The sequence below is a fragment of the Nesterenkonia sp. K-15-9-6 genome (genome assembly GCF_052656005.1).
In genome coordinates this window covers 122392-147876 of record NZ_JBQYEY010000005.1, presented here as the reverse complement: position 1 = coordinate 147876, position 25485 = coordinate 122392, and the positions used below count along the sequence as shown (strand labels likewise).

The window sequence follows — 25485 nt, the reverse complement described above, 5'->3', positions numbered from 1 at the left end:
TGGCTTCGCGGTTTGGGCCCTTTTGACGCGTGAATCTGCGCCAAAAGGGCCCAAACCGCAGAAGCATCGTTGTATTCGGCGCAGATCCCCCTCAGTAGTACACCGCCAGCGGTCCGTTCGGTCCCGGCACCACCTGCACCTCGGTATTGAACACTCGGGTCAGGACGTCGTCGCGCATGATCTCGGCCGGAGTGCCGTGCTCCACCACCTGCCCGTCCTTCATGGCCAGGATCCTGTCCGAGTAGTGGGCGGCGAAGTTGATGTCGTGCAGCACGATGACCACGGTCCGGTCGAGCTCGTCGGCAGCACGGCGCAGCTGCTTCATCATCGCCACCGCGTGCTGCATGTCCAGGTTGTTCAGCGGCTCGTCCAGCAGCACGTAGTCGGTGTTCTGCGCCAGCACCATGGCTACATACGCCCGCTGTCGCTGCCCGCCGGAGAGCTGGTCCAGATACCGGTCCTCCAGGTCGGTGAGGTCCAGAAAGTCGATCGCCTCGGAGATGTACTTCTCGTCCCCCAGCGTCAGCCTGCCCTTCGAATAGGGGAAGCGCCCGAAGCTGACCAGCTGCCGCACCGTGAGCCGGGTGACGAAGTGGTTCTCCTGGCGCAGCACGGAGATGATCTTCGCGATCGCCTTCGAGGGCGTGTTGACGACGTCGTGACCGGCCACCTCGATGCGCCCGGAGTCCAGGCTCAGCAGCCGGCCGATCATCGTGAGGATCGTGGACTTTCCCGCCCCGTTGGGGCCCACCAGGGCGGTGATCCCGCCGGCGTCGATGTCGACGCTGACCGGCCCGATCGACACGGACGAGGAGTAGGCCTTGCTGACATCGGTCAGGGAGATCACAGGCGTCCCTTTCGCAGGAGGAAGAACAGGAAGACGAGCCCGCCGACGAGCTCCACGATCACCGTCACCGCTCCCCCCGCGTCCCAGACGTGGCGCAGGACGAAGTAGCTCGCGGAGAGGACCGCGTAGCCGCACAGGAACCCGAGCGGGAAGAGGTGCCGGTGCGAGTAGGTGTCGCCGAACTGGTAGGCCAGGGCGGCGGTGAGGAAGCCCAGGAACATCATCGGACCCACCAGCGCGGTGGCCAGGGAGATCAGGATGGAGACCAGCAGCAGGATCTTGATGACCTCCCGCTTGTGGTTCAGCCCCAGGTTGGTGGCATTGTCCTTCCCCAACGCGATGACGTTGAGCTTCGGCGCCCACAGCCACAGCACGACGGCGACGGCGAGCGCGATCGGGATCGCGTAGGGCAGGTACTCGGCCCGGGCGTTGGAGAGGTTGCCGAAGAGCCGTGCGGTGAGCACGTCGAACTCGGAGGGGGTGAGCATCCGCTGCATGAAGGTGGACAGCGAACCCAACGTGCCGCCGAGCACCACACCCACCAGCAGCATGATGTGGATGTTGGAGAACTTCCCGGACAGCAGCCACGTGTAGAGGCCGGTGGCCAGCAGCATCATGACCGCCATCTGCAGGAAGAACTGCGGAACGCCCACCAGCATGACGACCCCGGTGATGCCGAAGAGGTAGACGAATCCGGTCTGGATGGCGGTGTAGAGGGAGCCGAAGCCCATGATGCCGGGGGTGATGATCCGGTTGTTGACCGCCGTCTGGAAGGCGATGGTGGCCATGGCGTGGCACAGTGCGACGACGGCGATGGTCAGCAGGGAGTCCCGCCGCATCCCGGCGATGAGCCACCACCCGTCGGAGCCCGCGGGCATGGGGTTGTTGTAGAACAGGATCCCGGCCGTGGAGCCCAGCGAGATGAGGATCAGCACGGCGGTGACCAGTGCGTAGACCCGACGGTGCCGCCGACCGGTGAGGGGCCCGGAGCTGCGCGACTGCTGCGGCGTCTGCTGCGTCCCCCTCTGCGCGGGCGCGTCCTGCGCGGTCTTCAGCATCACGTGACGAGTCCTCCCTTGCGGCGCTGCCTCAGCAGCAGCCCGATGAACACGATCCCACCGACCAGGCCCAGCACCATGGAGACGGGGACCTCGAAGGGAGCGATGATGAGCCGGCCGATGAGGTCGCACAGGGTCACAGTGGAGATCCCGACCAGACACACCCAGGGAAGGTTGCTGCGCAGGTCGTCGCCGCGGAACAGGGCCACGATGTTGGGCACCACCAGGCCCAGGAACGGCAGGGTCCCCACCACGGTGGCGGTGACCCCGGTGGCGACGGCGACCATGGCGGTGCCCATGAACAGCACGAGCGTGTAGTTCAGCCCCACATTGGTGGCCATGTCCTTGCCGAGCCCGGCGGCGGTGAACTGATCGGCCACCAGAAACACCAGCACGGTGACGGCCAGCACGATCCACATCAGCTCATAGCGGCCCTGGATCACGCCGGTGAAGGATCCCTGGAACCAGATGCCGAGCGTCTGGAGGGTGTCGGTCATCAGTGCCAGATAGGTGGTGAAGGAGCTGACCACCGCCCCGAGCATGATCCCGATGATGGGCACGATGAGGCTGGACTTCAGCGAGACCCGGCGCAGGAACAGGAAGAACACCATGGTGCCCAGGAACGCCATCGCCACGGCAGCGGACATACGGGCCAGCAACGAGGCGGTGGGGGCCAGCCACATGACCAGGATGAGACCGAGTCCTGCCCATTCGGTGGTCCCGGTGGTGGTGGGCTCCACGAAGCGGTTCTGTGTCAGCAGCTGCATGATGACCCCGCACATGGCCATCGAGGCTCCGGCGAGCACGAGCGCGACGGTCCGCGGGATGCGGGTGATGCCGAACATCCAGAAATTGCCCTCGGCGAAGACGTCGAACTGCCCCACCAGCAGTGAGGCGGCCAGCAGGCCGAGGGTGACGACGACGGCGAGCAGGAACGACGGCGTCAGCAGCGGGCGCCGTCGGGAGCGCTGCTCGTCGACGAGGATGTCGCGGCTCGTGTAGGCGATGTCCTGCCGCAGCGTGGAGGTCATGATGTCTTTCCGGGTGGGTCAGGTGCAGGGGCACGGCCGAGCCCCGCCCGTGAGAAGACGGCCGGGGCTCGACCGGCTCAGCGGTCGGCGTCGAGGACGCTCACCGGGCGGCCTCGAGCGCGTCGGCGAAGTCCTCCAGGAACTCGGTGTAGGCCTGGATGTCCTCGGTGAGGTACATGTTCTGCGGCATGTAGACGATCTGGTCCTCCTGCACCGCAGTGACCTCCTGCAGCGCCGGGGAGTCGGCGATCAGCTCGCCGGCCGGGGTGTACTCGGGGTCGTCGGGGGCCATGCCGTCGCGGTCCAGGACGATGATCCAGTCCGGGTTCGAATCGGCGATGGCCTCCACGGAGATGTCGTCGCCCTCATGGTCGCTGGACTGGTCGTCGACCTCCAGTGCCGGGACGAGGTCGAACTCCTGGAAGATCGGGGCCACTCCGCGGCCCTGGTTCGGGCCGGCGTAGTTGATGTCCCCGCCGGAGGTCAGCACTCCCATCACGCTGGAGTCGCCGTCGTAGGCGGCCTCCACCCGGTCCATGGCGGCCTGCAGGCCCTCGACGAGCTCGGCGGCCTCGTCCTCGGCTTCGAATACCTGGCCGAGCTTTTCGGTCATCTCGATGAGCCCGTCGAAGAATGTCTCCGGGTCGGTGGTGGCCTCGTCGAACTCGAGGATCACGCTGTCATCCGGCAGCAGGGCGGCGATGTCGTCGTAGTACTGCTGGTAGCGCTGCCCGGTGACGACCAGGTCCGGCTCCGCAGCGACGATGAGCTCGAGGTTGGGCTCACGGTGGTTGCCGGTGTCGAGGATGTCCTCGTCGTCGGCGTAGTCGGTGATCCCGGTGCCCATCAGAGCCCGGGCGGCGACGGTCAGCTCGACGCCGAAGTCCTCCAGCGTGCGGAAGGTGCGGTTGTCGAACGCGCCGACGGACTCGATGGAGTCCACGTCGATCTCATGGGTGCCGTGGTCGTCGTCGATGGTGACGACACCGGCACCCTGTGACGACGAGGCCGCGTCGGCGTCGGATCCCGCCTCGGATCCGGCGTCGGACCCGGCGGATGCGTCGGAGCAGGCGGTCAGCGCCAGGGCGGCGACGGCGAGCACGGACAGCCCGGCGGCGGCACGGGAGGTGGAGCTGGTGGTCTCAGCAGAGGTCATGGGGCCTTCCTCAAGGTCACGGGTCGGCGCCGGTGCGGGGCGGCCGACAGTGGTGGAGTGTGTGATGGACTCGGGTGCGAGGCGGCGGGTCGGACCACAGACTGCGAAAGAGGTCACACCTACCTTCGCCGAATGACTTAGCCCAGCCTAAGCAAATAAGAACCTATCGACTTGGCTAATGCGCTGCAAGTTGGTGACGACCCCATGACGGATCGCAGCCCTCCACAGCCTCGTCGGACCGGACGGACCAGCATTCGAGGGCGGCTCCGGCTAGGCTGGCGGAGATGTCTGAGACCTCTGCGCTCGCCCTGCTGCTGACGCCCGAGGGCTGGGAGCTGCTGAACTCGCTCCCGCCCTATGATGCCGACGACGCCGCCCGGCTCAACACCGAGCTGCGGCGCGCCGGCCACTCGCCGGAGCTGGTGGCCGCCGCACTGACGCAGTCCCGCCTGCGCCGGGACGCCGCAGCGAAGTTCGGTGACTTCGCCGCCCGGATGCTGTTCACCCAGGACGGGCTGCAGCAGGCCACCCGACTGCCCGTGGCGGCGGGTCACGCCCGGCGCTTCCGCGAGGCGGGCCTCACCCATGTGGCAGACCTGGGATGCGGCCTGGGAGGCGATGCGCTGGCACTGGCCTCCCTGGGACTGGAGGTCATCGCCGTCGACGCCGACGAGGATGCCGCCGCGGCGGCGACGATGAACCTCACGCCGTTCCCAGAGGCCGAGGTCCGGCACACCACCGCGGAGGCCTTCGTCGCGGAGATGGGCCTGACGATCGGCCAGCCCGACGAGCCGGACGGGACAGACAGGACAGACGGGACAGACAGGACAGACGGGACAGACAGGACAGACGGTCCGGGCGGCGCCCCCGCCGGCTGGGGCCTGTGGCTGGATCCGGCGCGCCGGGATGCGGGCCGCGGGCACAGCGCCGACGGCGCCTCGCGCCGCATATGGGACCCGGAGTCCTTCTCTCCGCCGCTGAGCTTCGTGACCTCGCTGGCCGCCACTGGCATCCCCCTGGGTGTGAAGCTGGGGCCGGGGATCCCGCATGAGCTCATCCCCGCCGACTGCGAGGCCGAGTGGGTCAGTGTGGACGGCCACGTGGTGGAGGTGGTCCTGTGGTTCAACGCACTGGCGCGCCCCGGGGTGCGACGCGCGGCGACTGTCCGCAGCGCGGACGCCGTGGAGGAGCTGACCTCCGCCGCTGAGTTCGGCGAGCGCCCCGACGCCGAGGCCCTGGGCCCGGACGGGCTCTCCGGACTGCTGTGTGAGCCTGACGGCGCCGTGATCCGCGCCGGGCTGGTCTCCGATCTGGCCGAACGTCTCGGCGGAGCCATGCTGGACGAGCACATCGCCTACTTCGTGCTCCCCTACCGGGCCGCGCCGCCGTCGACCTCCGCCGTCCGGTGCCACCGCGTGGTGGAGGTCTTCCCGTTCCAGGTCAAGCGACTGCGCGCCTGGGTGCAGGAGCACGGCGTGACCAGCGTGGAGATCAAGAAGCGCGGGGTGGACGTGGTGCCGGAGACGCTGCGCAAGCAGATCCTCGCCGGGCAGGACCGGCGCGGCAAGAACGGACGCAGGAAGGACGGACGGGAGAGGACCGCCGCGACGGCGGATCTGGCGCCCGCCGGACCCCGGCACCGCACCCTGGTGATCACTCGGATCGGCGACCAGCGGCTGGTCGCCGTCGTCGAGCCGGTCTGAGGTCCCGGGCTTGTCTCCGGCGCCGGTGCGACGCCCGGTGCTGCCGTCGAATCAGGCGCCTGGCTTCCGCTGCGCCTGACTCATCCGCGTGAGGTCAGGCGCTCAGCCAGCCAGGCGTCCAGCTCCCGATGGATGGCCGCCGGAGATTCGACCGGCCCCAAGTGTCCGACGCCTGCGAGCGTGGTCGTCTCCGGGTCCCCGGGGAGGGCGCGACGGAGCCGGTGGGCCTGCTCGACCGCGATCCAGGGGTCGTCCTCACCCCAGCCGATGCGCACCGGGCAGCGCAGCTCGCCCAGGCGGTCGACCACCGGGCGGGTGTCCTCCACCCGCAGCTGGGAGATCTGGCGGTAGAAGGCCGCCTGACCCGTGGGGCCCAACCACGGTTCAGTGAGGATCTCCACCCAAGCCGGAGTCAGGGGCTGACGGGCGGCTCCGGCGATGTACTCGCGGACCAGGGCGGCATGCAGCTCCGGCGGAAGCTGGGAGAAGACCTCCTGATGGGCCGAGACGAGGCGGAAGAACGGTGAGCCCCACGGCTCCAGCGCGACGATGTCCCAGAGATGCAGGGAGGCATAGTCCCGCCCGTGCAGAAGGTGCGCGCCGAGGGCGACCGCGCCGCCGATATCATGAGCGATCACCGAGGGCGCGGAGAGCCGCCAGCGGTCCAGCAGCTGGGCGAAGCGGCGCATCTGCGACCCCAGATCCACCGGAACCTGTTCCTCCTTCGCGGAGGCGCCGTAGCCGGGCATGTCCCACAGGCGCACCCGCCGATGCCGCGCCAGGTGACGGGCCGCCGCGCTCCACACGGCCGCAGACCACGGCGTACCGTGGCAGAGCACCACATCCGGTCCACGGGGCGGCCCATCGGGCTCCAGGAGCCAGGTCGCAACGGCGACGCCGTCGACATCGATGAAGGTGGGCTCAGGAAGGAGGACTGCGTCGTGCGACATGTCAGGAATCTATCTCTCCAGGCTTCGGGCGGCCAACACCTTCCGGCGGCTCAGCAGACCGAGTGGCCGACCTCGTGCTCCCCCACCGGCGTCGGCAGGGCGCCCGGCGCCGGGGCGCCGGCCAGGACCTCCACCAGGGCCGTGAAGCTCTCCTCCCCGCGTCCATAGAGGGCCACCTGGGTCTCGGCCGGGTGCAGACGCAGCGGCTCGGGTCGGTCCAGGGCCACCACGACGTCGGCGCCCTGCGACGGCGGCGCCCCCGGCGCCACCAGGCCGATCACGGTGCCTCCGGCGCCCAGCTGATGGCCGGCCGCCTGCAGCGCCGACTCCAATCGCGCGCGGTCCTGCTCCTGTCCGCCGACCACCGTCACCGGACCCTGCAGGACATCGGCCTCGCACTGGCCGGCGACCAGCGTCACCGCGTGACGGGCGACGGCGGCGGCGACCTCGGCGGCGCCGTCGCCCGTGTCCTCACCAGCGTCCTCGCCCGCGTCCTCGCCCGCGTCCTCGCCAGCGTCCTCGCCCGAGATGCTGGGCAGGTTGGCGTACCCGCCGCCGTCCTGTTCGACCTCCTCCTCGAGGCCCTGGAGGACCTCCGGCAAGGCCACGCCGGGGCCGGCGCCGAGCTCCCCGGCGGCCAGATCCTGCTGCCAGAGCATCAGCGCGACCACCCGCTCGGCAGCCTCCGTCAACCGGTCTTCCTCGAGCCGCCCCGACTCCACCGCGTCGATGATCGCCGTGTGGGCGGTGCGCACATCCGAGGGCATCAGCAGCAGGTCAGCTCCGGCCTCCAGGGCCCGCACGGGCGCCTCGGCCGGACCGGCCTGGTCCACCACGGCGGCCATGTTCAGCGCGTCGGTGACGATGACGCCGTCGTGCCCCATCTCGCGCAGCCGCTCATAGGCCGCCGGCGACAACGACGACGGCACCCCTGCCTCCAGAGCGGGGACGTCGAGGTGCCCCATCATGATCATCGGCGCGCCGGCCTCGATCACCTGCTGGAAGGGCGCCCAGTCATGGTCCTCCAACTCGCTCAGCTCGGCAGGCTGGACCGGCAGCGTGAGGTGGGAGTCCTCGGTGACGCCACCGTGGCCGGGGAAGTGCTTGGCCGAGCCGGCCAGACCGCCCTCGGCGAGCCCGCGGAGCCCTGCGAGCGCCAGGTCGGCCACCAGCTGGGGGTCCGCACCGAAGGAGCGGGAGCCGATGGCCACATCCTCAGCGCCGAGGGTGACGTCCGCATTCGGGGCGAAGTCCAGGGTGAAACCGAGCTCCGCCAGGTCCTCCCCCATGGCCCGGTGCCCCAGCGCCGCCAGGGCGTCATGACCGGCGACTGCGGCCTCCTCTGCGGCCTCGTCCGGGGCTTCCTCCGGGGCTTCGTCCGAGTGCTGTCCGTCCAGCGCCCCGAGGCGCGCGGCACCATACGCCATGGGCGCGGGCCACTCCGTCAGCGGGTGCCCCACCCGTGTCACCAGGCCGCCCTCCTGGTCCACGGCGACCACCGCGGGCCATTCCCGGGACACGGCGGCCTGATGCAGGGTGTCCAATTCACCGGCGAGGGCATCGAGGTCCGCACCGTCCTCGCCGCGGGGAACGTTGTCCCCCATCACGATGGCCCCGGCCAGGTGGAGCTCCTCGATGAGCCCTGCCATGCCGAAGGCGTCGGTGCCGCCGTACTCCCCCACGAGCACCTGCCCGGCCTGCTCGTCGATGCTCAGCTCAGCGACCGCCGCGGCCGCCGTATCACGGTGCTGGTCTCCTGGTCCGGCCAGGGCCGCCTCACGGGCCGCGAACGCCTCCCGGCGCTCTTGCTCGTCCTGCACCTGCTGGTCCCGCTCCTGCTGGTCCTGGTTCTGCCCGTCTCCGCTCGCCTCACCACCGGTGCCGTCAGCGTCGTCCCCGGCGCCGCCGTCGTCGCCCGGAGCGCAGGAGCTCAGCAGCAGGGCCGGAACCATCAGCAGGGGCGCCAGACGGCGCAGCGCCGAGGTCATCCGACCAGCGACCCGGGGAGCATCAGGGGACGAAGAGATCATGGCTCCAGGGTATCCAGCGCGACGCATCCGGCGCGCACCGGGCGGCGGGCCCTGGCGACCGTCTCTGACGACCGTCTCCGATGACCGTCTCTGACGGCGTCGCGGTCCCCATTCCAGGGACCCACCGGCCCGCTGACGCGCTTCATGCCCGGGCCCCATCCCTGCAACGGGGACAGCGATCCTCACCTGGGGCGCCGCGAGACGCGCGATGGTCCCCCGCTGAGGGAGGACGGGCGCCCTGTCCCCGGTATCCTGAAGCTCCCCGCCTGTCGTCCCAGCTGAGGAGCCCCCATGGACCTGCCCTTCGCTCCCTCGGAGCGCTCGACCCTCGGCCTCGAATGGGAGCTCGCCCTGGTGGACAGGTCCTCGGGCGACCTGCGCTCCGTGGCGGAGCATGTGCTCACCGCCTGCCTGGACGACGCCCGCGAGCCCGGCGTCGAACCCCATGAGGACGAGGAGCACCCGTACGTGAAGCGGGAGCTCCTCACCAACACGGTGGAGATCATCACCGAGGTGTGCGACGACGTGGCCGAAGGGGTCGGCTCGCTGCGGGAGACCGCCCAACAGGTGCTGCGGCACTGCGACCCGCTCGATGTGGAGCTCTACTCCCAGGGCTCCCACCCCTTCGCCCCGCCCACTGAGCAGCCGGTCACCGACAAGGAGCGCTATGCGGAGCTGATCCGCCGCACCCAATGGTGGGGCCGCCAGATGGTGATCTACGGGGTGCACGTGCACGTGGGCCTCGACGACCGGCGGCAGGCCATGCCCGCGGTGGACGGACTGCTGAACTTCTACCCGCACTTCCAGGCGCTGTCGGCGTCGTCGCCGTACTGGTCCGGGGAGGACACCGGCTACGCGTCCCAGCGGGCGCTGATGTTCCAACAGCTGCCCACTGCCGGGCTGCCCTTCCAGTTCGAGGACTGGTCCGGCTTCGAACACTGCGTCGGAGACCTGGCCCACACCGGGGTCATCGACGACGTCACCGAAGTCCGCTGGGATGTGCGCGCCGTCCCACGGTTCGGCACCGTGGAGATGCGCATCTGCGACGGCCTGGCCACCCTGGAGGAGATCGCCGGGATCGCGGCCCTGACCCAGTGTCTGGTGCATTCCCTGGTGGAGCGGATCGAGGACGGGGAGAAGATCCCCACCATGCCGCCGTGGTTCACCCAGGAGAACAAGTGGCGGGCTGCCCGCTACGGGATGGACGCCATCATCATTCTCAACGCCGACGGCGACGAGGAGCTGGTGACCGACCACCTCTCCCGCGAGCTCGAACGGCTCGAACCGGTGGCGAAGCGTCTCGGCTGCGCCGACGAGCTCGCCCTGGTCGAGGACATGATGCGCGAGGGCCCCGGCTACCAGCGGCAGCGCAGAGTCGCGGAGAACCACGACGGCGACCTGCGGCAGATCGTGCTGGACTCCTCCGCCCGCACCCGGATGTCGATCAACGGAGGCCGCTCGGTCTGAGCGGCTCAGGGCCGCGCCTCGAGGACCATGAAGGTGGGGGTCTCGGCGGCCCGGCGGAAGCGGGTGAATCCGGCGTCGGCGGCGACGCGTCGCAGGGCGGGCTCCCCGGCCTGGGCGCCGAGGGCCTGTGGGCCGTCCTGGGAGAGCGCGCTGGGCGTGCAGACGAAGGTCGACACCGAGGAGAACGTCCTGGCCCGGACGTCTCCGACAGGGTCGCCGTCGGCGCGGGGCTCGGTGAACATCCAGGTGCCCTCCGGTGCCAGCGCAGCGCGGAGGTGACCGGCCGCGGCGACGGGGTCGCCCCACTCGTGCAGCGCATTGAACACGCAGACCAGGTCGAGGTCCCCGCTGGGGAAGTCCTCAGCACCGGCGACCTCGAACCTGACCCGGTCGGCGACCCCCGCTCGCGAGGCGTGCTCACAGGCGGCGTCGATGGAGGGCGCGTGGTAGTCGAACCCGAAGAACGTCGAGGCGGGATAGGCCTGGGCGAGGAGGATCAGTGCCTCTCCGTGCCCACACCCGACATCGGCGACCCGCGCCCCCGAGACCAGCTTGTCGTGCACCCCGTCCAGCGCCGGGATCCAGGCCTCCACGAGGTGGGCACGGTACACCGGCCCGAAGAACCGCTCGGTGCCGGTGAACAGGTGCGGGTGGTGCTCGTCCCACCCGATCCCGCCGTCGGAGGTGAACGCGTCCTGGACGCGCTCGGTGTCCTGATGGATCGAGCTGGCGACCAGCGCGCTGCCGACGACGAACGTCGGGCTGGACGGGTCGGCCAGACAGGCCGCCTGCTCCGCGGTCAGCCAGTAGGCGCCGTCGGCAGGATCATGCTCGCAGTAGGCGCTGGCCACCTGCGCGTCGAGCCATTCGCGCACCAGCCGGCGATGACAGCCGGTGCCCGCCGCGAGCTCATCGGCGGTCTGCCGACCGCCCTCGGCCAGCGCCCGGTACAGGCCGAGCTGGTCGCCGATCACGACGGTGGCCGCGTGAAGGGCGGCCGCCTGGTCGGCGGCGTATCGCTCCAGGAACGCCTGGAGCCTGTCGGTGTCGAGACTCATTCGACTCATCTCCTCGGGTCAGGTGCCACCTTCAGCGGCGGCGACGCGGTGGGTGGTCAGACCGGGATGTTCTGGTTGACGCGGAACAGGTTCGACGGGTCGTAGGTCTGCTTGACGGCGGCCAGTCGTGCGTAGTTGTCGCCATAGGTGGCTCTGATCCTGTCCTGGCCCTCCTCCATCATGAAGTTCACGTAGGCGCCGCCGGTCGTGTAGGGGTGGACGGCCTCCCAGTAGTCGCGCGCCCAGGCGGTGAGCTCGCCCGCGGCGGCCGGGTCGGGGTCGATGCCGGCGATGACCATCGACCAGGTGGCGTCACGGAAGCTCCATGCGGTCTCCTCGACCTCCACCCGGTGCACCGCGCCGTCGATCGGGTACAGGTGCATCAGCGACAGCTCGCTCGGCGCCCGGGCGGCATGGGCGAGGTGGACCTCGATCGCCTCGTCGGGCAGGTCCCTCACGACGTCGCCCTTCCAGTACCACTGGTATCCCGACGGCAGCAGGGGGTCGAACATCGACTGCAGGACGGGATAGGGCATCTCGGTGACACCGTCGAGGAGCGGGGGAGGCAGTTCGGCGCGGATCGGGCGCATGGCCTCCTCGCCCTCCGCCGCGGGGCCGTCGTAGCACGAGATCAGCGCGCAGACCCTGGTGCCCCACAGCTCGGCCGGGAACGGGGCGGTCGAGGGCACCGTCTTCAGTCCCAGGAACGGGGAGAGCCCTTCGGGGGCGTGCGGCAGGAACTCGCGGTAGAAGCGCATCACTTCCCCCGCGTCCTCGAGGCGCCAGAACAGCGGGCCCGCATAGACGGAGTCGACCGGGTGGGCCCGGTAGCGGAAGCTGGTGACGACGCCGAAGTTGCCGCCGCCCCCGCGCAGCGCCCAGAACAGGTCCGGGTGCTGGGTCTCGCTCGCGGTGACCAGCCGGCCGTCGGCGAGCACCACATCGGCCTCGAGGAGGTTGTCGATCGTCAGACCGTGTCGGCGAGACAGGTAGCCGTGGCCGCCGCCGAGCGTGAGCCCGGCGATGCCGGTCGTCGAGACGATCCCCGCCGGCACCGCCAGGCCGAACGCGTGCAGCGCATGGTCGAGGCCGCCCTGGGTGCAGCCCGCCTCGGCACGCACCGTCCGCCCCACGGGGTCGGCCCGCACCCCGGTCATCCCGGACAGGTCGATCACCAGGCCGTCATCGCAGCTTCCCAGGCCGGCCCCGTTGTGCCCGCCGCCCCGGACGGCGATCAGCAGGCCGTGCCGTCGACCGTAGTCCACCGCCGCGATGACGTCGGCGACGTCCGCGCAGCGGGCGATCATCAGCGGCCGCTTGTCGATCATGCCGTTGTACAGCCGCCGGGCGTCGTCGTACCGGCCGTCGGCGGGGACGATGAGCTCCCCGCGCAGTCGGTCGCCCAGGTCCTCGGGTGTGGCCATGCTGGTCATGACGTCCTCCTCGGTCGGTCTCGTCACTTAAGACGGTATGACCGGGAGGGCCCCCTGCTCATCGCCGAGACAGCCCATCCGTGGGCCGGCGGCCATGGTCAGAACGGACCATCGACGCCTCCCTCAGACCAGATCGTGCTGGAAGGCGAACGCCGCGGCCGTGGTCCGCGAGGTCACCCTGAGCTTGGTGAAGATGTTGCTCAGGTGGCGGGCTACCGTGTGCTCACTCAGGACCAGCTCGGCGGCGATCTGGCGGTTGGTGTGGCCGGCGGCCACCAGCCGGAGGACCTCACACTCTCGGGCGGACAGGCCCCCGGGACGCGGGCCCTCGTCCTCCCTGTGCGCGGCCACCCGGTCGGCGTCCGCCGTCGCTCCGAGGTCGACGAAGGTGCGATGCGCGGCGTCCAGCTCCAGTACGGCGCCTTCGTCGTCGCCCAGCCGCCGGAGGGCCAGCCCGGTCAGGAGTCTGGCTTCGGCGAGTTCGCCGTGCAGGTCCAGCGACCGCCAGACGACCGCGGCGGGCCGGAGTGCGGCCAGCGCTCCTGCGGCGTCGTCGCCGGCGAGCCGCAGCCGGGCCCGCGTGGTGCCCGCGAGTGCGCCGACCGCTTCGCTGGACGAGCTCACCGCCACGGCCTCCAGGTCTCGGCAGGCGTCACCGGCGCAGTCGACGGCGCCTGCGGCCAGTGCCACCTCCACCAGAGCGGCCAGCACGCAGGCCCGCCGGAACGGCAGCCCTGAAGCATCGGTCGAGGCGGCGCGCAGGGCCACCATCGCCGCCCGGGTCCGACCCTCGGCCTGACGGATCAGGGCCAGCCCGGGCTGGGCGTCGTGACCGAGCTCCCGGGCCCGATGGAAGGCCTGTTCCGCCCCCGGAAGATCACCTTGGCGGCGCAGGATCTCTCCTGTGACGTAGAAGGCCTCCCCGGCGAGGTGCGGGTCGAAGGCCAGCATCTCGTCACAGGCCCGACGGGCCTGCGCCGCGGCGTCCTCGAGCCTGCCCTGCAGGTGCATGACCTCCACCTGATGCACCCGGCAGATGCCGTGGAACGGCGTGGCCTCCGGCAGCGCGGACGCCCACTCCCAGGCCGTCTGTGACCAGGCCGCCGCGCGGCGGACGTCCGCGGCGTCCATGCACAGGCCCACGGCGAAGTACGCCACCCATCCGGCGACCTTCTCGTCCACCGCACGGGAGGCGATCGTGGCCATCGCCTCGTCCAGCAGCTTCAGCCCCTCGTCCATCTCGTGGCGCAGCAGCGAGCAGAGGCCCTTCCAGGTCAGGGCGAGGGCCATCAGGCCGGATTCGTCGAACTGCTCACCGACCGTCAGGGCACGCTCGGCGTGAGACTGCGCCTGGAGCATCTCGCCGGCGCCCAGGGCGGCTTCGGCCTCACTGCACGCCACATAGCCCTTCTCCACACAGTCGGGCTGGTCCTCCAGCGCTCGCTGGGCCATCCGGAGCCAGCCGGAGGATTCGACCGTCTGTCCCCGCAGGCTGTGCCGCACCGCGAGCTCCCAGGCCGCCGACGCCGCCTGACGCGGTCGGTCCGAGGCTGAGAACCCGCGGAACGCCCGCCGTCTCAGGGCGATCTCCTCCGGGACCCGGCAGCACCACCACGCCGCGTCGGCGAACAGCATGAGGTCGTCCGGGGTCAGCTCGGTCGGGTCCACGTCCCGCAGGAGCCGGTAGGTCTCGCTCCACCGCAGCTCGCGGGCCGCGTCATGGGCCCGCTCCACGACCTCCGCGAGCCCAGCCATCTCCACGCGCTCCTTCCGAGGATGGTCCGCCGATCCCGGGCGCACTCCCGCCCCACCCTCCGCCGAGGGGCGGCGCACAGCCGCCCCCGGGCCGTCGTCGGCGGACGGGCCATCTGATGGGGCCCAGTGTAGAGCGCCGGGTGCTCGCCGGGCCCGGTGCGCGGGCCGCCCGCACGTCCCGGGTCAGGGCACCCAGCGGTAGCGGTGCTCGGGCCTCCCGGCCTGCCCGTAGCGCAGAGTCAGCTCGGCGCGCCCCTCAGAGCACAGATGCTCCAGGTACCGGCGAGCGGTGACCCGGGCGATCCCGGTGCTCTCGGAGAGCTCCGCCGCGGAGACGTCCCCGTCAGCGGAGCGCAGCGCCTCCGCCACCCGCTCCGCCGTCGTCGCGGTCAGCCCTTTGGGCATGGACCGTGACGAGGCGCGAGGCCGCAGCATGCCGAACAGCGAGTCCACGTCGCTCTGCGTGACCGTGGACATCGCCTCCATCCGCTTCCGCGCGGACGCGTAGCGCTCCACCAGGTCCCGCAGCTGCCGCAGCGGGAACGGCTTGATCAGGTAGTGCAGCGCCCCCAGCGCCATGGCGGTGCGCACCTGGTCCACATCCCGCAGCGCGGAGATGATGACGGCGTCGACGACGCCGACCTCCCGCCTCCAGCCGGGACTGCGCAGCTCCTCCAGCACGGACAGACCCGTCCTGTCCGGCAGGAACAGGTCCAACAGCAGCAGATCGGGCCGGTGGCGACGCACCTCCTCCAGCGCCTCGGCCCCGGTGTGGACCACTCCGACCACGGTGAGCCCGGGCAGCGACTCCACCAGCTCCCGGTGATTGTGAGCCACGCGGACGTCGTCGTCCACGATCAGCACCCGAACCCCGGAGCCCACCGAGGCAGGCGAGCCTCCCACGGCTCCTCCTCGCTGAGTCATGTCTCCGAGCCTTCCTCTCGCGCCTCAGCCTCTCGCGCCTCAGGTCGGCGCACCGGCAGATAGGCGGCGAACGTCGTCTCCTCTTCGGCCTCCACGGCCACCGTGCCGCCACGACGCAGACAGGCCTGACGGACCAGCGCCAGTCCCATACCCCGCTGGCCGTCGTCGCCCTTGGTGGACCGGCCCACATGGAAGATCTCCCGAGCGATCTCCGGGTCCAGGCCGGGCCCGGAATCGATGACACGGACCTCCACCACGTCTCCCGCACCCTCTCCGGCACCGTCCCCGGCACCGGCACCGGCAGCGCCATGCCGGCGCACCATCAGCTCCACCCAGCCGTCGGGTCCGGCCGCGTCCATGGCGTTGTCCACCAGGTTGCCCACCACCAGCAGCAGATCGTCGCGGAGATCGGAGGGCTGGTCCTCCGGCAGATGGGAAAGCTCGGAGAGGCTGAACTGCACGCCCCGTTCGGCCGCCTGCACCGACTTGGCCAGCACCAGCGCCGCCACGGTCATATCCCCGATGCGGGCCGCGATCTGCGCATCAGCGCCTGAGGTGACGGTGGACAGCTCGGAGAGGTAGTCCCGGGCGCGGTCCACCGCCCCGAGCTCCAGCATTCCGGAGACCGTGTGGATCCGATTGGCGAACTCGTGCCGCTGGGCGCGCAGCCCGGCGGTGACCGTCCGGGCCCCGTCCAACTGGTCGGTGAGTCGGGTGAGCTCGGTGCGGTCGCGCAGGGTGACGACGACGCCGCCGTCGGCCTCCCGCACCCGCACCGGCCGGCGCGTGCACACCAGGATCCTCCCGTGGGCGCCCAGCAGCAGATCCCCTCCCGGGTCGTCACCGGGGCCGTCACCGGAGAGCACCTGTTCGGCCTCCGCGCTGAGGCCCAGCTGCGCCGGAGTGCGGCCCAGGTGGTCCTCCGGCAGATGCAGCAGCTCCCGAGCCGGCGTGTTGGCCAGCACCACCCGGCGCTGCCGGTCCAGCCCGATGACCCCTTCCCCGATGGCATGGAGCAGCGCCTCTCGCCCATCCAGCAGCGTGGCGATCTCCTTGGGCTCGAGCCCATGGGTGTCGGCCCGCAGCCGGCGGGACAGCAGCCGGGCGCCCACCGCCCCTGCCCCCACGGCCACCAGGGCCACCCCCAGGATCAGCGGCAGGGTCTGCACCGACGCCAACCGGACCTCCGAAGCCAGGATCCCCACCGAGACGTAGCCGATGACCTCCTCGGCGTCGTCGAAGACCGGCACCCGCGCCCGCAGGGTCAGCCCGGCGTGCCCGTGCTCCACACCGGTCCAGGTCTGCCCGGCCAACACCGGCGCCGGGTCCAGGGACGGCCGCTGACCGATGGCCTCCGGATCCGGGTGGGACTGCCGGATGCCGTGACGGTCCGCGATCATGATGTACTCGAAGCCCGTGGCCGCCCGCAGGGTCTCCGCCCACGGGGCGAGGACCTCCGAAGGATCCTCGGTCTCCAGGGCCTCCTGGACAGTGGGCATCACCGCCACGGACTCGGCCATGGTCAGGACCCGTTCCTCATACTGCTGCCGAGCCTCCACGTACTGGACCACGCCCCAGAGCAGGCTGACCACCGTCACGGCGCCCACCAGCAGCGCCATGTTCCACCGGAACAGCCGCCCAGCCAGAGTCACCTCCCGGCGGGGCGCGCGCGTGCGGCTCCGGATCTTCTGGCTCACGGCACCTCCTGGGGGGTGACGGTTGCGTCGGCCGGGGCGGCCGACGTCGTGATCACCGATGTGATGACCAATATGACCACTATGGCCTCGGGATGCACAAAACTGTGGGGCCGGTCACATGAGATCCATGCTGTCACACAGGTCACATTCCCGATGCTGATCCTGCCGCACACCCGCATCCAGGAGGACACCATGCTCAGTCTCATCGGCCTGGCGGTGATCGTCACCATGACGACGCTGCTGATCCTCGGGCGCATCGCCCCCATCGTCGGCCTGACCGTCATCCCCGTCACCGGGGCCCTGGTGGCCGGCTACACCTTCACCGAGATCGGCGACTTCTTCGGCGAAGGTCTCAGCTCCGTGCTCAATGTCGCCGTGATGTTGGTCTTCGCGATCCTGTTCTTCGCGATCATGAACCAGGCCGGCCTCTTCGACCCACTGGTCCGCCTGACGGTGAAGCTCACCCGCGGCAACGTGGTGGCCATCTGTGTGGGCACCGTGCTGCTCGCCGCCGTCTGCCACCTCGACGGCGCCGGCGCCTCCACCTTCCTGATCGTCATCCCGGCCCTGCTGCCGCTCTACCGCCACCTGGGCATGAGCCCCTACCTGCTCCTGCTGCTGGCCGCCATGAGCATGGGCGTGCTGAACATGCTCCCGTGGGGCGGCCCTGTCGGCCGCGCCTCCGCCGTCGTGGGCATCGACCCGGTGGAGCTGTGGCGCGGGCTCATCCCCGTCCAGATCCTCTCGCTGGTGCTGCTGGTCATCGCCGCCGTGCTGCTGGGCCTGCGCGAACAGCGCCGCATCGCCGCCCGCGGAGGCGCCCCGGTCATCGAGGAGGACGTCCAGGAGGAGAGCTCCTCCGAGGCCGCGGCGGAGACCCGCGTGGAGGAGCGCGAGCTGGCCACGGTCGGCGCCGGCGGCTCGTCCGGGTCCACCGGCACCGCCGACGCCGTCGTCGGCACCTCGACCGGAGGCCCGTCGGACCGCATCGGCCACGGCACCGGTTCCGCCCGGAACACCCAGGACTTCGCCGGAGACAACGACGACGTCTGGGGCGCCCACGACGACGCCCCGGCCACGCCGCGCTGGCGGATGGCCACCAACGCCGTGCTCGTGCTGGCCATGCTGGCCCTGCTGATCTCGGACATCCTGCCCGCCCCGCTGGCCTTCATGCTGGGCCTCAGCGCCGCCCTGATGGTCAACCACCCCCGGGTCAAGGACCAGATGGAGGCCATCAAGTCCCACGGCGGCAGCGCCGTGGCCACCGGCGCCATCGTGCTGGCCGCCGGCTGTTTCCTGGGCATCATGGAGCACTCCGGGATGCTGGACTCGCTGGCCACCGACGCCGTCGCGATCCTTCCCAGCGCGCTGGTGCCCTACCTGCACCTGATCGTCGGCTTCTTCGGCCTGCCGCTGGAGCTGGTGCTGAGCACCGACGCCCACTACTTCGCCCTGCTGCCGGTGGTGGAAGGCATCTCCACCGAGGCCGGCGTCGGCACGCTCTCTGTGGTCTACGCAGTGCTGGTGGGCAACATCATCGGCACCTTCATCAGCCCGTTCGCCGCCGCCCTGTGGCTCGCCCTGGGCCTGGCCGGCTGCGACATCGGCAAGCACATCCGGTACTCCTTCTTCCCGATGTGGATCTTCTCCGTGGTGGTGCTCGTCCTGGCCCTGGCCCTGGGCCTCATCCCCTGGAGCTAGCGGCCCCAGCGCTCACCCCTCAACCCTGAGCGCAACAACCCAGCCGAGTTGGTCTGGAGTTACGGGTACTCGTCTCGATCGAGTCGAGTTCCCAGAACTCCAGACCACCTCGCGTCTGGGGGAAGGGCCGAATGGGCCTCGGGAGGGCGCCGAGCTGCGGCTCAGACGCTGATGCGGTCCACCGGCTGGGAGGAGTCCGCGGGGATGTCCAGCGATGACGGCGCCACACCGGCGGCCACCAGCTGGGCCCCCAACGCGGCGACCATCGCGCCGTTGTCCGTGCAGAGGGAGACCGGCGGGATGCGCAGCTCGATGCCGGCGTCGGCGCAGCGCTGCGCCAGCAGCTCGCGGAGGCGGCGATTGGCGGCCACTCCCCCGCCCAGCAGCAGGGTGGTGATCCCGTGCTCACCGGCGGCGCGCACCGCCTTGGCGGTCAGCACGTCCACCACCGCCTCCTGGAAGCTGGCGGCGATGTCCGCCGTCGGAACAGGGCGCCCGGCGACCTCGAACTGCTCCACCGCCCGGGCCACGGCGGTCTTCAGCCCGGAGAAGGACCAGTCGTGCCGGTGCTTGCCGGGCTGCTCCGCGGTGCCGACGAACTTCGGCAGCGTCAGCCCACGCGGGAATCGGAAGGCCTCCGGGTCGCCCTCGGCGGCGAGTCGGTCGATCTTCGGTCCGCCCGGGTACCCCAGGCCCAGCAGCCGGGCGACCTTGTCATAGGCCTCTCCGGCGGCGTCGTCGATGGTGGAGCCCAGCAGCTCCACGTCCCGGGTCAGCGAGCGGACCCGCAGGATCTCGGTATGGCCGCCGGAGACCAGCAGCGCCCCGGTGCCGGGCGGCAGCTCGGTGACCGCGGCGGGCTGGCCCCCACCTGAGACACCGGCGGCGTCGGCGTCGGCAGCGTCATCCAGGAGACCCACCCCGACATGGGCCACCAGGTGGTTGACTCCGTAGAGCGGCTTGTCCGCCGCCAGCGCGAGGCCCTTCGCCGCGGAGAGTCCCACCATCAGGGCCCCGGCCAGACCCGGCCCGGAGGTCACGGCGATCGCGTCGACGTCGTCCAGGGTGACTCCGGCGGTGTCCAGCGCCTGGCGCAGGGTGGGGACGAAGGCCTCCAGATGCGCACGGGCGGCGATCTCCGGGATGACCCCGCCGAAGCGCACATGCTCTTCCACGGAGCTGGAGACGGTGTTGGCCAGCAGCTCGGTGCCGCGGACGATGCCCACACCGGTCTCGTCGCAGGAGGTCTCGATGCCCAGCACCAGCGGGGCGGCGGATGGCGGGCTGGCGGATGCGGTGTGCTCAGTCATCGTGTCCTTCTCGTCAGCGCAGCTGGGAGGCCGAGCTCGGGGCGTTCAGGTCGGTGAGCGGCTTCTGCATGATCAGCGCGTCTGCGCCGTCCGGGTAGTAGCGCCGCCGAGTATGGATATGGGTGAAGCCTTCGCGGGTGTACAGGGCCTGGGCGCCGTCGTTGTCCGCACGGACCTCCAGCAGCACCTGCTCCGCACCCCAGACGGCGGCGGTGTCCACCACCAGCCGCAGCAGCCGGGTGCCGAGCCCGCGGCCCTGCGCCTCCGGTGCGACGGCGATGGTCTGCACATCGGCCAGGGGCAGCACGCACATCATGCCCACATAGCCGAGGAGGCGCTCATCGGTGTGAGGGTCGTCGGCCACCGGCTCGGTGAGCACCCAGTAGCGACGGGTCGCCCGCTCGCCCTGGGTGTGGTCCAGCTCATCGAGGAAGAACTGCTCGGGCCAGGCGTCATGTGGGAAGAGCCGCCGCTCCAGCGCCATGACCTCCGGGAGGTCCTCCACCGCCATGGGACGCAGCCGGACGGCGGGTTCGTCCGGCACAGCACTCACGTGGTGGCCTTCTTCCGGCGCACCGGGGGCTTCGCGTCCGATTCCCGCAGGTACAGCGGTGCGGGGTCCCGCAGCAGCTGCGGCCGCTCCTCGGCGATCAGTCCCAGCTCGGCGGCGTCGGCGGTCCATGAGGCCGCCTCCTCGGGGGCGCCGTCCGGCAGTCTGAGCTGCTCCGGGTAGAGGCTGACCCCCAAGCCCACGGCCGGCAGCTCCGGGAGCTCCGCGGCCGGCCCCACCTGCGGGCCCTCGAGGTTCTCCACGGCCCGGTACCGCGCCCAGTACACCTCCCGACGACGGGCGTCGGTCGCCACGAGGAACTCCGAGTCCGTGCTCGCCCCGGCGGCGCTGTGCGCCACGGCGCGGCGGGCCAGGGAGTCGAGACTGCAGATGCCATGCAGGGGGGCGCCCCAGACCTCGGCGAGGCTGTGCGCCAGCACCAGCCCCACCCGCAGTCCGGTGAAGGGCCCCGGCCCCACTCCGACGACGACGGCGTCGAGCTGCGCCCCGGTCACACCCGCCTGTGCCATGACGTCCCGCACCGCGCCGGCCAGGACCTCGGCATGGGTGGTGGTGGCGTCGGTGCGCCAGGAAGCCCGCACCTGGGCGTCATGGACGACGGCGGCGGAGGCGCCGGCGGAGGAGTCGATCGCGAGAAGCACCCCACCATGGTAGCCCTGCCCGGGATCTCCCGGCTGCGGGCCGATGAGCCTGCCCCAGCCCGAGGTCAGGGCAGGAGGTCACGGCCGGGCTCCGGACTCACAGCACCAGTGCCGCGATGACGCCGCCGAGGAACAGCGGGATGTTGAAGTGCAGGAAGGTCGGCACACAGGTGTCCCAGATGTGGTTGTGCTGGCCGTCCGCGTTGAGCCCGGAGGTCGGGCCGAGCGTGCTGTCCGAGGCGGGCGAGCCGGCGTCGCCGATTCCGGCGGCCGAGCCGATGAGCGCGGCGGTGGCCAGCGGGCTGAAGCCCAGACTCACCGCCAGGGGGACGAAGATCGCAGCCAGCACCGGCACGGTGCCGAAGGAGGTGCCGATGCCCATCGTGACCAGCACGCCGACCACCATCATCAGCACGGCCGCCAGCAGCTGGCTGTCACCGATCCAAGCGGCGGCGGACTCCACCAGGGTCTCCACCGCACCGGTCTCGGTGAGCACCGCCGCATAGCCGGAGGCCACCAGCATGATGAACGCGATGGTGCCCATCATCGCCACACCGCGGTCGATGATCGGGTCGCCCTGCTTCCAGGACTCCCCGCGCGCCAGGAAGACCACCAGGATCCCGGCCAACGCGGCGATCACCAGCGAGCCATAGACCAGCTGCAGCACGAGCGTGACCACCAGTCCGAGCAGGACGGCGACGTCGCCCCGACCCCACCGCAGCGCGGGGTTCTCATCCCCGCTCGAGGCGTCGACGTCGTCGTCGGCCCCACGACCGGCGGACGGGCCGGCGGCCGGGCCGATGCCCGGCATGGCATAGACGCGGGGGCGGCGATAGGTGACCAGCACCGCCACCGCGAGCCCCACCACCATGCCCGCCACCGGGATGGCCATGGCCAGCGGCACCTCCCGCAGGGAGATCTCCACGCCGTGGCGGGTCATCTCCTCGGCCACGATGCCCTGGAAGATGAGACCGAAGCCCAGCGGCACCAGCAGGTACGGCGCCTTGAGCCCGAAGGTCAGGGCCGTGGCGATCGCGCGCCGGTCGAACTGCAGACGGTCGAAGGCCGTCAGCAGCGGCGGGATCAGGATGGGGATGAAGGCGATGTGCACCGGCACCAGGTTCTGCGAGAGGCAGGCCACGCCGGCGATCCCGAACAGGACCATCGCCCGGGGGCCGCGCAGCAGGGGCATGACCCTCCGGATGAGCTTCTCGGCCAGCCCGGAGCGGGCCACCATCACGGCCAGCGTCCCCAGCAGGATGTAGCTCAGGGCCGTCTCGCCCTGCCCGCCGAGACCGCCGACCAACGTGGAGAAGGTGGACTCCAGGGACAGCCCGCCGGCCAGCCCGGCCACCACGGCGGCCAGCAGCAGGGCGATGATGACGTTGACCCGTGCCAGGCTCAGGGCGGCCAGGACCAGCACAGAGAGCACCACCGGGTTCAGGAGTTCGGACACTCTCGACTCACCTCGTTCTCGACGACCGACGTCGCCGCGGTTGCTGCCGGGCACCACCACCGGGGAGGGCCGGGACTGCCCCTCCGCGGCATTTCACACAGCGGCACGCTTGTCCCATCCATTGAAACTGTGATCCGGGCCATAGGCAAATCGAACGCGGGCGACGACGTCACGGGGAACCCTCATGACGACCCGGACAGGCCGAGCAGGGCTCGGCCGACCATGTCAGACGGCGGCTCAGACGGGCACGTCAGACGAGGCACGCCAGACGAGCAGCGCCGGGCGAGCGCTTCAGACGGGTGGAGTGGACCAGCGGGGTCCGTAGCCGCGCAGCACCGCGCGGCGCGCCCCACCCAGCAGGTCCTGGTCCGTCTCGGAGAAGTCGGTGATGATCTGCGGCTCGGCGGACTCGCCACCCTCAGCCGCGGCCTCCGGGGCGATCAGCTCCAGGTCCACCCAGGAGCCCTCCTCCCCCACCAGGGCATGCTCGGCCAGCCGGCGTCCCCATTCGACCACCGTGAGCGACTCCTCCACAGTGGCGGCGATGTCCAGGTCCTCGAAACCGGCGGCATCCGTCCGATACGCGTCCACGTGGACGAGGTCGACGGCCTCCCCGTGATGGATCCGGCTCAGTACGAAGGTGGGCGAACTGATCTGCCCCTCGACCCGCAGTCCGTCGGCGAGCGCCTGAGTGAAGGTGGTCTTGCCCGCACCGAGCCCGCCGGTGAGGATCAGCAGATCGCCGGCCCGCAGGCTCTGCGCCAGCATCCGTGCCAGAGCGGCGGTGTCCTGCAGGTCCTCCAGCTCCAGAGTGCGGATCCAGCGATGGCCGGCCATCGGCTCCGGCACCATGTCCGCGCCGCCGGCGCCGCGGCTCATGCCCGGCCCTCCTCCGCCCCGGGGGCGGAGACGACGTCCGACGTCGACCCGTGACCGGCGGCCAGCTCGGCGGAGTCCACCACCAGGCGCGGCACGCGACCTCCGATCCGGGTGATGATCTCGTAGTTGATGGTCTGCGCGGCCCGGCCCCAGTCGGCGGCCGAGATGCCCGAGTCGCCGCCGAAGAGGACGACGTCGTCGCCCACCTGCACCGGAGTGTCCGGGTCCTCCAGGTCCACCACGAACTGGTCCATGGCCACCCGCCCGGCAGACTGGTAGACCCGGCCAGCGATCTGCACCGGGGCATGCACGGCGATCCGCGGCACCCCGTCCCCGTAGCCCAGCGGGATGAGCGCCAGCGCGGTGGGCCGGTCCACCCGGTGGGTGAGTCCATAGCTGATGCCCTGCCCGGCGGGCACCCGCTTCACGTTCGCCACCGTGGTGCGCAGCTCCATGGCCGGCCGCAGGCCCAGCTCCTCGGCGGTGCGGTCCGCGAAGGGGCTCTGCCCGTAGACCCCCACCCCCACGCGCACCATGTCGAAATGCGCGTCCGGGCGCGAGAAGGCCGCCGGAGTGTTGGCGACATGACGCAGGGAGACGCTGAGCCCGGCCTCCTCGGCGACCTGCAGCGCCTCCCGGTAGACCTCCAGCTGCTCGTCGGTCTCCCGCCGGTCAGGCTCGTCGGCCACGGCCAGGTGGGTGAAGATCCCGACCACGGAGATCAGCCCGCGGTCCTGGTGCTCCGCGGCGCGGGCCACCAGCTGCGGCCAGTCCGCCACGGTGCAGCCGTTGCGGCCGAGGCCGGTGTCGATCTTCAGGTGCACGTTGGCCGGCGTCTGCAGGGAGGAGGCCGCCGCGGCCACCTCGTCGAGCTCCCAGCCGGAGATGCCGACGTCCACGGAGCGCTCGATGGCCTCGGCGAAGTCCGTCTGCGCGGTGTGCAGCCAGGCCAGCACCGGCGCCTCGATCCCCGCGTCCCGCAGCGCGATCGCCTCGGTGACGTGTGCGACTCCGATCCAGTCCGCACCGGCCTCCACAGCGGCGCGGGCAGTGGTGACCGCGCCGTGGCCGTAGCCGTCGGCCTTCACGGCGACCATGACCTTGGCGGGGCGGACGTAGGAGGCGATGGTCTCCACGTTGTGGCGGATCGCGGCGGGATCGATGATCGCCGCCCGTTCGCAGCCCTCCGGGAGACCTCGCGACGATGCGGGCACACGGCTCTGCGTGCCGGGGGAGGTACTCATGAGGACCACTCTACGCGGAGCCGCTGACGCTCCGGGGCTCCCCCGCGGGCACGTGAGGCGCGGCCCGGGGCCGCCGCCGGGGCCTACCAGGCGACCTGCCGGGCAACCTGCCGGCCGCTGGCCAGAGCTCTTCCCCGGCCGCCTCCCCGAGGGCTCAGCGCAGCCGGTCGGTCAACCAGCTGCCCCAGCCCACGCCGAGGCCGAGCAGGACGATCCACACCACCTGCAGCACCGCGCTCAGCGGCGCCCAGAGCAGGCCGAAGGTCACCAGCGCACCCACCCCGGCGCCGGTGACGCCGGCGGTGACGGCGGTGCCGAGCGGCGAGGTCGCCGAGAGCCAGCGGGAGAACATCCCCAGCGCGGCCCCCAACAACCCTCCGACCAGGCTCACCGGCGCCAGCAGGCGCAGGTAGGCGGCGAGGACCAGGAGCGCCTCGTCACCCGCCACGAAACCGGTCAGAAGGTCCACCGGCACGGCGACGATCACCACGAGGGCGACGGCGGTCAGCGACCCGAGGGCGCAGAAGATCAGACGGGCGAGGGGGCGCACGGGCGGCACGGAGACAGTCATAGC

The 25485-nt window shown here is 71.1% G+C and carries 21 protein-coding genes; 3 read left to right on the top strand and 18 right to left on the bottom strand.

Annotated features, from left to right (window positions below; genetic code table 11):
* Window positions 1-91: 91 nt before the first annotated feature.
* The 4 genes from SD455_RS05135 to SD455_RS05120 form a co-directional block, all read right to left on the bottom strand.
* Window positions 92-847, bottom strand: a complete 756-nt coding sequence (locus SD455_RS05135; protein WP_445507424.1) for an iron ABC transporter ATP-binding protein — start codon at window positions 845-847, stop codon at window positions 92-94.
* Window positions 844-1905: an iron chelate uptake ABC transporter family permease subunit gene (locus SD455_RS05130; RefSeq protein WP_445507442.1), complete on the bottom strand. Its 1062-nt coding sequence runs from the start codon at window positions 1903-1905 to the stop codon at window positions 844-846. Before SD455_RS05130 ends, SD455_RS05135 begins: the two co-directional genes overlap by 4 nt.
* Window positions 1905-2936: an ABC transporter permease gene (locus tag SD455_RS05125; protein WP_083277414.1), complete on the bottom strand. Its 1032-nt coding sequence runs from the start codon at window positions 2934-2936 to the stop codon at window positions 1905-1907. Before SD455_RS05125 ends, SD455_RS05130 begins: the two co-directional genes overlap by 1 nt.
* A 100-nt stretch (window positions 2937-3036) precedes the next feature.
* Window positions 3037-4092, bottom strand: coding sequence for a siderophore ABC transporter substrate-binding protein (locus SD455_RS05120; RefSeq protein WP_311024475.1), 1056 nt, complete (start codon window positions 4090-4092; stop codon window positions 3037-3039).
* Window positions 4093-4376: 284 nt separating this feature from the next.
* Between SD455_RS05120 and SD455_RS05115 the strand changes: the two genes are divergently transcribed.
* Window positions 4377-5795: a THUMP-like domain-containing protein gene (locus SD455_RS05115; protein WP_445507423.1), complete on the top strand. Its 1419-nt coding sequence runs from the start codon at window positions 4377-4379 to the stop codon at window positions 5793-5795.
* 80 nt (window positions 5796-5875) lie between these two features.
* On the opposite strand, the gene SD455_RS05110 is transcribed toward SD455_RS05115, so the two are convergent.
* A complete protein-coding gene (locus tag SD455_RS05110) occupies window positions 5876-6745 on the bottom strand; it encodes an alpha/beta fold hydrolase (RefSeq protein WP_311024477.1) in 870 nt (289 codons plus the stop codon).
* A gap of 50 nt (window positions 6746-6795) precedes the next feature.
* A complete protein-coding gene (locus SD455_RS05105) occupies window positions 6796-8775 on the bottom strand; it encodes a glycoside hydrolase family 3 N-terminal domain-containing protein (protein WP_445507422.1) in 1980 nt (659 codons plus the stop codon).
* Window positions 8776-9066: 291 nt separating this feature from the next.
* On the opposite strand from SD455_RS05105, the gene SD455_RS05100 reads away from it, so the two are divergent.
* Window positions 9067-10242 carry a glutamate--cysteine ligase gene (locus SD455_RS05100; protein ID WP_445507421.1) on the top strand — a complete coding sequence of 392 codons (1176 nt, stop codon included), beginning with the start codon at window positions 9067-9069 and terminating at the stop codon, window positions 10240-10242.
* A 5-nt stretch (window positions 10243-10247) separates the two neighbouring features.
* On the opposite strand, the gene SD455_RS05095 is transcribed toward SD455_RS05100, so the two are convergent.
* The 5 genes from SD455_RS05095 to SD455_RS05075 all read right to left on the bottom strand — a co-directional run bounded on the left by SD455_RS05095 (window position 10248) and on the right by SD455_RS05075 (window position 17109).
* Entirely contained in the window at window positions 10248-11300 is a 1053-nt protein-coding gene (locus tag SD455_RS05095) for a class I SAM-dependent methyltransferase (RefSeq protein WP_445507420.1), read from the bottom strand.
* A 56-nt stretch (window positions 11301-11356) separates the two neighbouring features.
* Window positions 11357-12733 (bottom strand): FAD-binding oxidoreductase, encoded by a 1377-nt coding sequence (locus tag SD455_RS05090; protein ID WP_445507419.1) that lies wholly within the window; start codon window positions 12731-12733, stop codon window positions 11357-11359.
* Window positions 12734-12856: 123 nt separating this feature from the next.
* Window positions 12857-14488 carry a LuxR C-terminal-related transcriptional regulator gene (locus tag SD455_RS05085; protein WP_445507418.1) on the bottom strand — a complete coding sequence of 544 codons (1632 nt, stop codon included), beginning with the start codon at window positions 14486-14488 and terminating at the stop codon, window positions 12857-12859.
* A 183-nt stretch (window positions 14489-14671) separates the two neighbouring features.
* Window positions 14672-15391, bottom strand: a complete 720-nt coding sequence (locus SD455_RS05080) for a response regulator (protein ID WP_445507417.1) — start codon at window positions 15389-15391, stop codon at window positions 14672-14674.
* A 17-nt stretch (window positions 15392-15408) separates the two neighbouring features.
* On the bottom strand, window positions 15409-17109 hold the full coding sequence (locus SD455_RS05075) for an ATP-binding protein (RefSeq protein WP_445507416.1): 1701 nt from the start codon (window positions 17107-17109) through the stop codon (window positions 15409-15411).
* A 153-nt stretch (window positions 17110-17262) separates the two neighbouring features.
* On the opposite strand from SD455_RS05075, the gene SD455_RS05070 reads away from it, so the two are divergent.
* Window positions 17263-18810: a CitMHS family transporter gene (locus SD455_RS05070; protein ID WP_445507415.1), complete on the top strand. Its 1548-nt coding sequence runs from the start codon at window positions 17263-17265 to the stop codon at window positions 18808-18810.
* A 161-nt stretch (window positions 18811-18971) separates the two neighbouring features.
* On the opposite strand, the gene tsaD is transcribed toward SD455_RS05070, so the two are convergent.
* From tsaD to SD455_RS05035, 7 genes are all read right to left on the bottom strand, one after another.
* The gene (gene tsaD / locus SD455_RS05065; protein ID WP_311024483.1) at window positions 18972-20120 is read right to left on the bottom strand and encodes a tRNA (adenosine(37)-N6)-threonylcarbamoyltransferase complex transferase subunit TsaD; all 1149 of its coding nucleotides are present in this window, start codon (window positions 20118-20120) and stop codon (window positions 18972-18974) included.
* 13 nt (window positions 20121-20133) lie between these two features.
* Complete coding sequence (gene rimI / locus SD455_RS05060; RefSeq protein WP_083277413.1) at window positions 20134-20673, bottom strand: ribosomal protein S18-alanine N-acetyltransferase; 540 nt, start codon at window positions 20671-20673, stop codon at window positions 20134-20136.
* Window positions 20670-21332 (bottom strand): tRNA (adenosine(37)-N6)-threonylcarbamoyltransferase complex dimerization subunit type 1 TsaB, encoded by a 663-nt coding sequence (tsaB, locus tag SD455_RS05055; protein WP_445507414.1) that lies wholly within the window; start codon window positions 21330-21332, stop codon window positions 20670-20672. The genes rimI and tsaB overlap by 4 nt, the downstream gene beginning before the upstream one ends.
* Before the next feature lie 97 nt (window positions 21333-21429).
* The gene (locus SD455_RS05050; protein WP_445507413.1) at window positions 21430-22788 is read right to left on the bottom strand and encodes a Na+/H+ antiporter family protein; all 1359 of its coding nucleotides are present in this window, start codon (window positions 22786-22788) and stop codon (window positions 21430-21432) included.
* Between the two features lie 291 nt (window positions 22789-23079).
* A complete protein-coding gene (gene tsaE / locus SD455_RS05045) occupies window positions 23080-23667 on the bottom strand; it encodes a tRNA (adenosine(37)-N6)-threonylcarbamoyltransferase complex ATPase subunit type 1 TsaE (RefSeq protein ID WP_445507412.1) in 588 nt (195 codons plus the stop codon).
* Window positions 23664-24911, bottom strand: a complete 1248-nt coding sequence (alr, locus tag SD455_RS05040; protein WP_445507411.1) for an alanine racemase — start codon at window positions 24909-24911, stop codon at window positions 23664-23666. Before alr ends, tsaE begins: the two co-directional genes overlap by 4 nt.
* A gap of 154 nt (window positions 24912-25065) precedes the next feature.
* Window positions 25066-25482, bottom strand: a complete 417-nt coding sequence (locus tag SD455_RS05035) for a hypothetical protein (RefSeq protein WP_070159411.1) — start codon at window positions 25480-25482, stop codon at window positions 25066-25068.
* Window positions 25483-25485 lie beyond the last annotated feature (3 nt).